At 62.8% G+C, this 11704-nt stretch carries 13 protein-coding genes; 5 read left to right on the forward strand and 8 right to left on the reverse strand.

What is annotated here, in order from left to right; all coding sequences use genetic code 11:
• Positions 1 to 85 precede the first annotated feature (85 nt).
• A complete protein-coding gene (locus MRBLMA1_RS05480) occupies positions 86 to 1039 on the reverse strand; it encodes a helix-turn-helix domain-containing protein (RefSeq protein WP_363735512.1) in 954 nt (317 codons plus the stop codon).
• A 91-nt stretch (positions 1040 to 1130) separates the two neighbouring features.
• The gene (gene ptsP, locus MRBLMA1_RS05485) at positions 1131 to 3407 is read right to left on the reverse strand and encodes a phosphoenolpyruvate--protein phosphotransferase (protein WP_363735513.1); all 2277 of its coding nucleotides are present in this window, start codon (positions 3405 to 3407) and stop codon (positions 1131 to 1133) included.
• A 151-nt stretch (positions 3408 to 3558) separates the two neighbouring features.
• Here ptsP and MRBLMA1_RS05490 point away from each other — a divergent pair, with 151 nt between their 5' ends.
• The 4 genes from MRBLMA1_RS05490 to MRBLMA1_RS05505 all read left to right on the forward strand — a co-directional run bounded on the left by MRBLMA1_RS05490 (position 3559) and on the right by MRBLMA1_RS05505 (position 7257).
• A complete protein-coding gene (locus MRBLMA1_RS05490; RefSeq protein WP_363735515.1) occupies positions 3559 to 4716 on the forward strand; it encodes a pyridoxal phosphate-dependent aminotransferase in 1158 nt (385 codons plus the stop codon).
• Positions 4717 to 4833: 117 nt separating this feature from the next.
• Positions 4834 to 6003 carry a pyridoxal phosphate-dependent aminotransferase gene (locus MRBLMA1_RS05495; RefSeq protein WP_363735516.1) on the forward strand — a complete coding sequence of 390 codons (1170 nt, stop codon included), beginning with the start codon at positions 4834 to 4836 and terminating at the stop codon, positions 6001 to 6003.
• Positions 6004 to 6410: 407 nt separating this feature from the next.
• On the forward strand, positions 6411 to 6788 hold the full coding sequence (locus MRBLMA1_RS05500; protein WP_363735517.1) for a hypothetical protein: 378 nt from the start codon (positions 6411 to 6413) through the stop codon (positions 6786 to 6788).
• 85 nt (positions 6789 to 6873) lie between these two features.
• On the forward strand, positions 6874 to 7257 hold the full coding sequence (locus MRBLMA1_RS05505; protein WP_363735518.1) for a hypothetical protein: 384 nt from the start codon (positions 6874 to 6876) through the stop codon (positions 7255 to 7257).
• Positions 7258 to 7276: 19 nt separating this feature from the next.
• Here MRBLMA1_RS05505 and MRBLMA1_RS05510 read toward each other — a convergent pair whose 3' ends face one another.
• Genes MRBLMA1_RS05510 through MRBLMA1_RS05530 form a run of 5 tightly spaced genes read right to left on the reverse strand, consistent with a single transcriptional unit; the run spans position 7277 to position 9891 of the window.
• Positions 7277 to 7744: an SRPBCC domain-containing protein gene (locus tag MRBLMA1_RS05510; protein WP_133654565.1), complete on the reverse strand. Its 468-nt coding sequence runs from the start codon at positions 7742 to 7744 to the stop codon at positions 7277 to 7279.
• Positions 7741 to 8232 (reverse strand): VOC family protein, encoded by a 492-nt coding sequence (locus tag MRBLMA1_RS05515; protein ID WP_363735520.1) that lies wholly within the window; start codon positions 8230 to 8232, stop codon positions 7741 to 7743. Before MRBLMA1_RS05515 ends, MRBLMA1_RS05510 begins: the two co-directional genes overlap by 4 nt.
• 12 nt (positions 8233 to 8244) lie before the next feature.
• Positions 8245 to 9048, reverse strand: coding sequence for a VOC family protein (locus MRBLMA1_RS05520; protein ID WP_363735522.1), 804 nt, complete (start codon positions 9046 to 9048; stop codon positions 8245 to 8247).
• Positions 9049 to 9059: 11 nt separating this feature from the next.
• Complete coding sequence (locus MRBLMA1_RS05525) at positions 9060 to 9422, reverse strand: DUF1428 domain-containing protein (RefSeq protein ID WP_133654562.1); 363 nt, start codon at positions 9420 to 9422, stop codon at positions 9060 to 9062.
• 28 nt (positions 9423 to 9450) lie between these two features.
• Positions 9451 to 9891: a VOC family protein gene (locus tag MRBLMA1_RS05530; protein ID WP_363735523.1), complete on the reverse strand. Its 441-nt coding sequence runs from the start codon at positions 9889 to 9891 to the stop codon at positions 9451 to 9453.
• A 123-nt stretch (positions 9892 to 10014) separates the two neighbouring features.
• On the opposite strand from MRBLMA1_RS05530, the gene MRBLMA1_RS05535 reads away from it, so the two are divergent.
• The gene (locus tag MRBLMA1_RS05535) at positions 10015 to 10689 is read left to right on the forward strand and encodes a winged helix-turn-helix transcriptional regulator (RefSeq protein ID WP_363735524.1); all 675 of its coding nucleotides are present in this window, start codon (positions 10015 to 10017) and stop codon (positions 10687 to 10689) included.
• A gap of 58 nt (positions 10690 to 10747) precedes the next feature.
• Here the strand turns inward: MRBLMA1_RS05535 and MRBLMA1_RS05540 are convergent, their stop codons facing one another.
• Complete coding sequence (locus tag MRBLMA1_RS05540) at positions 10748 to 11488, reverse strand: SDR family oxidoreductase (protein ID WP_363735525.1); 741 nt, start codon at positions 11486 to 11488, stop codon at positions 10748 to 10750.
• Between the last annotated feature and the right edge of the window lie 216 nt (positions 11489 to 11704).

An 11704-nucleotide genomic window follows, 5' to 3' on the forward strand; every position in this document is an offset into this window, starting at 1 on the left:
GCCGCTCTCCATCCGTAACCATAAGGCGTTATCCCGCTCGGTAAAGCGAGACTTTGCCTAAAGCCGTTGGCGTAAAGTCGACGCCTTAATCCTCAGGAGCGGTCTGGGCGGGAGCAGTCTCGACTGGAGCCATGCCGGGCGATGCCGATGCGGCTGGCGCCGCCGGAGCCGTGGGCGACGCAGCGGGAACCGCATGCCCGGCGCCCGTCCGGGTGGAAGGCGCCGGTGCCAGTGCCGGCGTCGTCGCCCCGCCAGTCGGCGCCGCGCGCGCGAGCAGCGCCTCGGCATTGACCGGCACGTCGGCAATGGTCCGGTCCGGCGGCCCCAGCGGCGCGATCCGCTTCCCTCCGACCGTCACGGTGAGCGCCTGCGGCCGGCCGGTCAATATCATTGGATTGCGCGCATTGGCCGGCAGCGTGAAGGTCTCGCCCTTCTTCATAAGGCCGTCCTTCAGCCGCTCGCCAGCCTCGTCATAGATGCGCAGCCACACATCGTCATTGGCAGTGAACAGCACGGTCTGCGATACCGGCGCAGCCTGGGGCGCGCCAGCGGCAGGATGGGCGGCGTTCGGTGCCGGCGCCTGCTGCGCCGCGATTTCCTCGCCCGTCGGCGGGGTCATGACCTGCATGCGCCACACCGCAAAGCCCGCCACCAGGATCACGACGATGGCGGCAGCCGTCCAGGCCAGCGCGCGGGACGGAACACGCGCCGGATCAGCCGGCTCGAACGCTTCGTAACGGACGCTGCCCATATCCGAATTATGCACGGCGCTGCGCACGTCGGCGGCAATCGCGACCTCATCCACGTCGATGGCGCGGGCATAGGCGCGGGCGAAGCCGACCGCATAGGGTATGCCGGGCAAGGCGGCATAATCGTCCCGCTCGATCGCCTCCAGTTGCCGTTGCGCTATGCGGGTGCGGGTGGCGACGTCCTGGATCGACAGCCCTTGCGCCTCTCGCGCCGCGCGCAGTCGCGCCCCCGGGGTGCCTAGCCGTTCCGGCGTCGCGACGCCGGCTTCCTGTTCAGCTTCTTCTGACATGCTGCTCCGCGATCCTTGAAGGCCGGCCTTGTCTCATTGCGGGACGGGGATTGTCAACGCCGCACCAGCCCGATGTGCCGCCACAATCCTCTCAATTCAATTCAATAGCATGTTCCCCGGCCCAGTCGACCAGCGCCGAGCGAACATCCGTCACACCCTCGTCGAGCAACTTGCGCATCACCGTCCGCAGCTTCGCCGCGTCGAGGGAACGGATCATCGCCTTGACCGGACCGACCGAGGCCGGCGTGATCGACAGGCGCCGCACGCCCAGCCCGACCAGCGCCATCGCCTCCAGCGTGCGCCCACCCATTTCACCACAGACGCCTACCGGCACCTCTTGCGCCTCGCAGGCACGAACCACCCTGTCGAGAAACCGCAAGATCGCTATGCTGAGCCAGTCATAGCGCTCCGCCAGGCGCGGATGCGCACGGTCGGCGGCAAAGAGGAACTGGGTGAGGTCGTTCGTGCCGATGGAGAGGAAGTCGACCCGGGGCAGGAGCAGGTCCAGCACCTCTGCCAGCGCGGGCACCTCCAGCATGGCGCCATAGCGCACCGATACCGGCAGCTTCTTCTTCTGGGCCATCAGCCATTCGCGCTGATGCTCGACCAGCGCGCGAGCCTGCTCATATTCCCAGGGTTCCGACACCATCGGGAACATGACGTGCAATGTCTTGCCTGCCGCCGCCTCCAGCAACGCGCGGGCCTGCGCCTTCATCAGCCCGTCCCGGTCCAGCGCCAGCCGCAGCGCGCGCCAGCCCATGGCCGGATTGTCCTCCAGTTCCTCCTCGCCGTCCCGCGCCATGTAGGGCAGCGCCTTGTCGCCGCCGATGTCGACGGTGCGGAAGATGACGGGACGATCCCCCGCCGCGTCCAGCACGTCGCGATAAAGGCGCTGCTGCTTTTCGCGCTGGGGCAGGGTCGCGGAAACCAGGAACTGGAATTCCGTGCGGAAAAGGCCGATGCCGTCCGCACCCACAATATCCAGCGCCTGCGCATCCTCCCGCAACCCGGCATTGACCATCAGCTCGATGCGCTGTCCGTCCGCCGTGACCGAGGGCAGGTCGCGCATCGCGGCAAATTCCGCCCGCCGCTTCTGCGTCACGTGCAGCTTGTTCTCGAACGCCTCCTCCATGTCGGGCGTCGGCCGGATCAGCAGGTTGTTGTCCGCGACGTCCATCAGGATCAGGTCACCCTCATTGACCTGATGGCGGATGTCACGCACGCGGCCCAGCACCGGCACGCCCATGGCGCGCGCGACGATGGTGACATGGGCGGTGAGCGATCCTTCCTCCAGGATGACGCCCTTCAGCCGCCGCCGGTCATATTCCAGCAGTTCCGCCGGCCCCAGGTTGCGCGCGATGAGGATGGCATCCTGCCTGAGGCCCAGCTGCGCCGCAGTCCCCAATTGCCCCGAAACGATGCGCAGCAACCGGTTCGCCATGTCCTCCAGATCGTGCATCCGGTCCTGCAACAGCGGATCGTCGATCTGGCGCATGCGCATGCGCGTGCGTTGCTGCACTCTCTCGATCGCGGCTTCGGCGGTCAGGCCGCTGTCGATCGCTTCGTTGATCCGCCTGATCCACCCCTCGTCATAGGCGAACATCTTGTAGGTTTCGAGCACCTCCTGATGCTCGCCCTCCGTACCGAACTCGGCCGTGCCGGTCATCCGGTCGATCTGCTCGCGCATTTTGGTGAAGGCGGAAATGACGCGCTGCCGCTCCGCCTCCGTATCTTCGGCGACGGTATGTTCGATATGCACGCGCGGCTGATGAAACACCGCATGGCCGCGCGCCATGCCCATCACCAGCTGCAACCCGTGCAGCACGGACGGACCCGTGTCCTGAACCCTGCTGTCCAGTGGCCCGTCATCGGCCAGTTCCGCATTGGCGATCAGCTCCGACAGCACCATGGCCACCGTCTGCAGCGCCTCTATCTCGATTTCCTCATAGCGGCGCGGCTCGACATGCTGGACGCAAAGCACGCCGATGGCGCGCTCCCGCCGCACGATCGGCACGCCGGCGAAACTGTGGAACAGTTCCTCCCCCGTTTCCGGCCGATAGCTGTAATCGGGGTGCGAGGCCGCCTCGTCCAGGTTCAGCGTCTCGACATTGGTGGCGATCATGCCGACCAGCCCCTCGCCCATCGCCATGCGGGTGACGTGGACGGCCTCCTGCTTGAGACCCCGGGTCGCGAACAGCTCCAGCAGCCCCTCGCGCACCAGATAGATGGAGCAGACCTCGCTCGACAGCGATTCCCCGATGATCTCCACCACCTTGTTCAGCTTCGCCTGCGCACTGGTGCGCGCGGCCATGACTTCCTGTAGGCGGACGAGGATCTGGCGGGCGGCGGCGGCGGGCGTGCTGAGCATATACCAAGCGCTAACAGATCGTACGTCCGCTTTCCAAGGCGAATATGCGCGGTTCCATCCAATTTCCTTCCCCGCCCATGGCGGAAAGAGGAAGCGAATTCGTTTACGGTCGTAAAATCTTGGTTGGTCAGCGAGTCAGGGAGACGAGCATATGGCAGAAATCGACACGAAGGCGTTCGAACAGGATCTGATCGACCGCGGCTATTCCCGCCGCCAGATGGGCAAGGTCGCCGCCCTGCTGAGTGCAGGCGCGGCAGCCCTGCGCGTCACCGGTGCCATGGCGCAACAGGCCGCAAAGCCGGTCGAGGGTGCCGTGCGCATCGGCGCCAATGAATGCTGGACCGGCCCCTTCCCTGTCGCCGCCGAAGCCGCGTTCAAGCTGGTACGGGAAGGCAATCGATACGAACCGGATGATGAGCATGCCAAGCTGTTCGCCGCGGTCGCCACCGTGGAGGGCATCCCCGCAGAGCATATCACCGCCTGGCCGGGCTCCAGCGATCCGTTGAGCCGCGTCGCCGTCGCCTATGCCTCCCCCACCCGCGGCATCGTCACCGGCAACCCTGCCTATGAAGCCATCTGGCGCACTGGCGACTGGCTGGGCGCAAAGGTGACGAAGGTGCCGCTTACCAAGGACTATGCCCATGACGTGAAGGCGATGCTGGCCGCCGATCCCAATGCGGGCGTCTATTATATCTGTTCGCCCAATAATCCCACGGGCACGATGACGCCCTTGGCGGACATCCAGTGGCTGGCCGACAACAAGCCCAAGGACGCGATCCTCGTCGTCGACGAAGCCTATATCCACTGGTTCGACGGTCCCAATGCCGCCAAACTGGCCGCAACCCGCGACGATGTGCTGATCCTGCGGACCTTTTCCAAGCTGTTCGGCATGGCGGGCATGCGCCTTGGCCTGACCTTCGCCAGCCCGGCGATCATGCAAAAGATGATGCGCTATGATGGCGGGCAGGTGACGGCGATGCTGCCGATGACGGCCGTCGCCTGCGGCACGGTGTCGGTGGCGCAGGCCGACCTTATCAAGGCCCGCCGCGCCGAAATGGTCGCCAACCGGGAAATGGCCATCGCGCATCTGAAAAAGAAGGGGATCAAGGTCATTCCGGGCAGCCAGGCCAATATGTTCATGGTCGACTGGGGCAAGCCGGCGAAGGAAATGCAGGCCGCGATCCTTGCGCAAAAGGTGCAGATCGGGCGCAACTGGCCGATCTGGCCAAACGTGTCGCGCGTCTCGGTCGGCTCGACCGAGGAGATGAAGGCCTTTTGCGACGCCGTCGACAAGGTCTGGAAAGCCTGATCAAGCACAGCGGCTCATTATTTCCCCGAAAACGGAGGCGGCGCATTGCGGAAATGCGCCGCCTCCTTCGTTTCCCCCGGTTGAATATACGCAGTCGTGCAAAACTAGGGGACAGACATGACCATGATGTTGGAAAAGGACGCCCGCGAAGACCTGCTCGAACGGGGCTATTCCCGTCGCACCATTGGCAAGATTTCCGCTTTGATGGCTGCCGGCGCGGCTGCCGGCAACCTGTTGGTCCAGCCCGCCTTCGCGCAGCAGCAGGCCGCGCGCGGAGTGAAGGGCGCGGTGCGCATCGGCGCCAACGAATGCTGGACCGGCCCGTTCGAACCGGGCGTGCAGGCCGCCGCCAGGGCCGCGGCCGTCGGCAACTGGTACGATCCGGATAACTACAAGGGCGACCTGATCGCTACCGTCGCCAAGGTGGAAGGCATTCCGGAATCACACATCATGCTGTGGCCCGGCTCCGGTGGCCCGCTGGTCAGCACCGTCGCGGCTTTCTGCTCCCCCACCAGGGGCCTTGTCACCGCCGATCCGACCTTCGAATCCGCCTGGCGCACGGCCGATTACCTGAAGGCCCCCATTGCCAAGGCGCCCCAGGCAGTCGGCAAGGGCCATGACGTGAAGGCGATGCTGGCCGCCAATCCCAATGCCGGGCTCTATTATATCTGCTCGCCCAACAACCCGACCGGCACCGTGACCCCGCTGGCCGACATCGAATGGCTGCTCGCCAACAAGCCCAAGGATTCGATCCTGCTGGTCGACGAAGCCTATATCCACTTCTCCGAAGCGCCCAGCGCGGTGAAGCTGGTGGCGGGCCGCAAGGACCTGATCGTCATGCGGACCTTTTCCAAGCTGTTCGGCATGGCGGGCGTGCGCCTGGGACTGACCTTCGCGGACCCGGAAATCCAGAAGCGCATCAGCCTCTTCGGCCCCACGGCCGGCGGCCTGTCGATCACCGCCATGGCCTGCGGCAATGCGGTCTACCCCGAAGCTGGCCTCATCAAGGCGCGGCGTCAGGAAATGATCGCGAACCGGGAGGAAACCATCGCCTGGCTCACCAGCAACGGCATAGAGGTGCAGCCTGGCAGCCAGGCCAACATGTTCATGGTGGACTGGAAGACCAAGCCGGCCAAGGACATGCAGGCCGCACTGATCGCCACACCGGAAAAGGTCCAGATCGGGCGCAACTGGGCGATCTGGCCCACCGTCTCACGCGTCACCGTCGGTTCGGCAGACGACATGGCGAAGTTCCGCGCAGCAGTGGGCAAGGTTTACAAGGCCTGACCCTTAAAAAGCCGAAGAAGGGCGCCCGGTGCGGTCCGGGCGCCCTTTTCTGTGCATCGACAGGTTGGCTGCGCATTTCGACCAAAACTCGCCGCCCGCTCGGCTTGAATTGCAACGCTAAAGCGGACATAAATTGCCCATGCTGAAAGTGCACAGCTTGATAGGCCGTTTTCCAAAAGTGGCCTTTATTGGTGGACTCCTTTTGTTCGTTGGTAGCTGCGTCGCCGCTTTCTATTCTATCTTGGCGGTAGGGGTGAGCGACGGTCCGGGCCTGATCACGGCACGCCTGATGCTCGGAGGCTGCATAGTTTTTCTCAGCAGTGCTCTGTATCTATTGTGGCGATCGACTACGACGCTGCTTCACCGCATTTAGCGCATGGCTGAGATCGACCATTTGTGGACGCTCAATGCCCATCGACGTGATCTCCGTTGCAGACATTGGCGGGATCGCGGATAATTGGAATATGACAGATCCAACCTCCTCGCCGCCGTCGCGGAATTGGTTCAGATTAAGCTGGTTGATTTATCTGGCCCTGCTAATTCCGGCCTCGCTTCTAGCTTATATAGGCTTCCTATGGGTCGATGCTTCTGCGCGAGGTTGGCAGACCCAAATCGCTGCCGCCGCATTGATCGCCGCATGGTTCCCCGTGGCACTGGGAGCATTTCACACACGACCCAGTTCCGTAGAAGTCGGGCCGAGCCGTCTATCAACAGCAGGCTATTTTTTCGCCGCCCTCTTTTTCTATGCCGTTGCTTTTTCATGGGGCGGACGGATGCTGATATAGTCGGCTAACGACCATTTGCAGTCATCCATAGTTACCAAGGCCAAGCCCGATAGCGGACCTCGCAAAGGTCGGCTAAGAATGCGGCATGGAGAAAACCAACTATTCGGGAATGACGTTGAACGAACGCTTGTTTGCAGCGGGCACTCTTGATGATTTCGATGCAGCAATCGACGAAAAAAATAGGGAAAGGGTCGTTGAACTACTCGGCGCGGTCGAGGTCGACAATCCTTACGGAATAGCCAACAGCCTACTTGGTCTGGGCTATGAATGTTGGTTTTGTGGCGCAGGTATTGAGCAGAATGGTCGTAAGGCGTTAGCGATTGGTCTTAGCGATCTCTGGTCCGATCAATGTGACGAACCGCCGACACAAATGATCTACGCCCATTTCGACTGCGCGCAAAAGCGCATGGAGGGATCGTCGATGGCTTTGGAGCAAGACGTTTTGTTTCCGTCGGTTCCCGACATCTGACAGTCCGCTAACCACCCATCTAAGCCATTCCCGCCGAAGTCTCGCACAAGGCCTTGAACTGCTCGGCCATCTGGTCCCAGCCCGGGTGGAAGCCCATCTGCTCGTGCTTCGTCATCGTCTCGGCATCCCAATGACGCGCAGTGGCGGTGAAGCGTGTGCCCTCGCCCTCGTCGGCGAAGCTCCAGATCGCCGTCATGAAGGGCGTCTGCGGTATCCAGCCGGATGCATAGGCGTCGGTCGTCACCACCTTCTCCTGCGGCACCACCTCCAGCACGATGCCCTCCATCGGCCCGGTATCCTCGCCATTGGGACCGAACATGCGCACCGCGCTCCGCCCGCCAGGCCGCAGATCCTCCTCAATCACTTCGGCACGCCAGGGTTTCGGGCAGAACCATTGGTCCTTGAGGTCCGTCCATACCTTCCATGCAATTTCACGCGGGGCGGCGACATGGCAGGTCACGGACAATTCGAACTCCGCCGCGCTCATGCCGATTTCCCTTCGAAAGCCGCCTTCATCCGGCCGGTATCCAGTTTCTGCATGGTCATCATCTCCGCCATCATTCGCTGGATGCCCGGTCCGTCGCCGGTTTTGTAAAGGTCCATGATCTCCTGCGTCACCAACTGCCAGGACAGGCCATATTTGTCCTTCAGCCAGCCGCATGGTCCGGGCGAACCGCCGTCGGCGGTCAAGGCTTCGAAGTAGCGGTCGATCTCCGCCTGGTCCTTGCAGGCGACGGATAGCGACACCGCCTCGGTGAAGCCGAATTCCGGCCCACCGTTCAGCGCCTGATAGCTGTCGCCGAACAGGGTGAATTCGACCAGCAGGACGTCCCCGCCCTTGAACGGACTGGGGCTGGGATTATCGTCGGGATAGCGGCTGATGAAATCGACCGTTCCCCCGAACAGCGACACATAAAAGCGCGCAGCCTCCTCTGCCTGCCCGTTATACCACAGGCAGGGTGAAATCTTCGACATGGTTCCTCTCCCTTATGCCGCGCCGGAGCGCATGCCCACCAGCGCGAACATCGCGCCCTGGGGATCGGCGGCCTGGATGATCCAGGCGCCGCCCGGCACCTCCATCGGTCCGTTCAGCACGGTCCCGCCGCCAGCCTTCACCTTCTCGAGCGCCATATCGATGTCGGGCACGGCGAAGTAGAACAGCCATAGCGGCACCGGCACTTGCGGGGGACGCGGCATGATGCCGCCGGTCATGCCCTGAAAATCAGCGCTGCCGGACTGAGAGACGAGCTGATAGCTGCCCATCTCCCCCATATCCATGGCATCGCCCTTCGCCCAGCCGAACTGCCCCGTGTAGAAGGCCAGATCGGCAGCGAAATCGCCGCTGTAGAGCTCATGCCAACCGACATGGCCGTTCGCCATCATCGGTGCCGGCTTCATCCCGTCCGGGCTGGAACCCCTGAGCAGCATGAACACCGCGCCGCCCGGATCGCTCATCACCGCAAAGCGCCCGACGCCCGGAATGTCCTCCGGCGGACGCTTCACGCTGCCGCCGGCCTCGGCCAGCCGCCTTGCGTCCGCGTCCACATCGGCCGAACCGATATAACCGCCCCACCAGGGCGACATGCCACAATCCTTCGCCTCCGCCGGAATGGACATGATCCCGCCCATCGGCCCCGCGCTGCCCGACAGGACATGATAGGGATCGTCGGTCCGTTCCCCGCCAAAGGGCTGCGCGGTCCAGCCTACGACATCGCCATAGAAGGCGATCGCCGCCTGCGGATCGCTGGTCATCAATTCATACCAGAAGAATTTGCCGTTCAGATCAGTCATCGCAGCCTCCATCAAGCCTTGGCGTCGATCAGCACTTCGAACCCGCCATAGATCAGCCGCGCGCCGACGAAAGGCATGTCTTCCCCTTCCTTCGGCTGCATTCGCGGATCCTTCATGACCTTCTCCGCACCCGTGTCGCGCGTTTCCTTGTCGGGCCATTCGATCCAGGAAAAGACGACCTCCTCACCCTCCTCGGCGATGACGGCGGTGCGGAAGTCGTTGACCTTGCCCGGCTTGATGTCGCTCGCCCAACATTCCACGACCCTCAGCGCGCCATGTTCGATGAAGATCGGCGCGGCATAAGCCGCAACCTCCCTGTACTTTTCCTTGTTACCCCTGGGTACGGGGATCACGAAACCATCCATGTAGCTCATTGTCTCTCTCCTCAGGACAAGGCAGAGTTCAGGCGGCGGCTTCCTTGTTCATCGCCAGCGCCGCTTCCACATCCATCCAGGTCACTTCCCAGATATGACCGTCCAGGTCGGCAAAGCTGCGGCCATACATGAAGCCATGATCCTGCCGGGGATTGGGCTCCGTCCCGCCTGCGGCCAGCGCCTTGTCGGTCGTCCCGTCGACGTCCGCCCGGCTCGCCTCGCTGAGCGCGAGCAGCACCTGCGCCGTCTCATGGGCATTGGGAATGCTGCGCGGCGTAAAGCCGGAGAAACGCTCATGCGTCAGCAGCATGACGTGGATATTTTCGGAAAAGCTCATCATCTGCGCGCTGTCGTCGGCAAAATCATTGTTCCGGACCGCGCCGACCGCTTCGTAAAATGCGATTGAGGCAGCCAGGTCCTTTACCGGCAGGTTGACGAAAATCATCTTTGGAGCGGGGGTGTTAGGCATCACACTTCTCCTTGGGGGTCGTTTTGCCTGATGGCCGCGCCGACTCATCAGCTTGAACTTTATGAACTTCTATATTATATTTCACAACTATCAAGTTATAAAAAATAACCAATGGATTGCACTGTGAAGAAACGGGCTTATCAGGACGGGTGTGCGACAGCCCATGCACTGGATCTGATCGGTGATCGCTGGGCCATGCTGATAATGCGGGAATTGATACTTGGCCCCAAGCGCTTCACTGATTTGCGCGGCAGCCTGCCCGGAATCAGCGCCAACGTGCTGACGCAAAGGCTCGAAGAACTGGAAGCCGCCAGCATTCTTGTTCGCCGCCGCCTGCCGCCGCCAGCCGCCAGCCAGATCTATGAGCTGACGGAATGGGGTCGCGAGTCGGAGATATTGTTCCAGGTGCTTGGCCGCTGGGCGTGCCGATCCCCCACGATGCAGCCGGGCATGCCGATGAGCAATGCATCGGTGATCCTGTCGATGCGCACAATGATCGACCGCAGCCGCATTGGGGACATGAACGCCACGATCGGCCTGCGTCTGGGGGACGAAGAGTTCCGCCTGATCATCAAAGGGGGTGATTTCACCGCCGACCGGGGCGAAGCAGCCGGCGCCGACGTCATCTTTTCGGGCGACCCGAATGCGTTGGCCGGCCTGATCTATGGTGGCCTGGCGTTTGAGGATGTCGCCGCTGCGCTTCAGGTGGACGGGAACAGGTCCCTGGCAGAACGCTTTGTCCGTCTCTTCCCCCTGCCACCCAAAGCACCCTCAACGGCAACGCCCTCTTCGGGGTGAGCCAAGGCAGGCAGACTCGCCTCCCCCTCACATGAGGGGGAGGACTTGACCTCTTTCCTCAGTGCGCGCCGTTCAGCATCGCGAACACCTGGCCGAACGCGCCGCGCTGCTCCGCCTCGCGCAGCATCTTCACGCCCTCCACGCAGATCTCCTCCAACGCCGGCTCCTGCCCCAGCAATGCCATGACCTCCGCGATGAATTGGTCGAGCGGCATCATCTGCGGATTTTCGGCATGGCCGGGCATCAGGTCGGTCTGCACGCCCGGCGGCACCAGTTCGATCAGTTCGACACTCGTGCCCTTGAGCTGTTCGCGCATCGACTGCGACCAGCTATGCATCGCCGCCTTGGTCGCGCAATAGGTCGGCGTCGCGGCCAGCGGGACGAAGGCAAGGCCCGACGTCACCGTCATCAGCGTCGCGGCCTTCTGCGCCAGCAGGTGCGGCAACAGCGCATGGGTCAGCCGGATCGGCCCCAGCAGGTTGGTCGCCACCGTCGCCTCCGCTATGGCAATGTCGACCTGCTCCTCTGCCACCATGATTCCGGCATTATGGATCACGACGTTGAGTGCCGGAAATTCCGTGACCAGCTTCGCCGCAAAGGTCGCAATTGCTGCGGGATCCTCCATGTCGATGGTCAGTGAGGCCATGCCGGGATGGTTCGACACCACGGCGTCCAGCGCCGCCTGCCGCCGTCCCGCGATGATGACCTGATTGCCCGCGGCATGGAATTCGTGCGCCAGCGCCGCGCCAATGCCCGAACCGCCGCCGGTGATCAGGACAGTGTTTCCGCTTTTCTGCATAGGTCGTTCCCCTTTCGAAGGATGATGTGATGGGCCATCTAGAGCATCGTGCGGAAATGTAGGAACCGCTTTTCCGATTGAAACAATGCAATGGTAATAAGCTGGAGCGTGACCTCCGCCTGGCCTTACGCCGCGCTCCCCAAAGGCAGTTTCGATCGGGATGAACCAGATCGGCGCTCGGCATCCGTGCCTCCCCTGTTTCCTGGCAAGGGATCG

Origin of the sequence: Sphingobium sp. LMA1-1-1.1, assembly GCF_040676365.1 — a bacterium.
Taxonomy (GTDB): Bacteria; Pseudomonadota; Alphaproteobacteria; order Sphingomonadales; family Sphingomonadaceae; genus Sphingobium.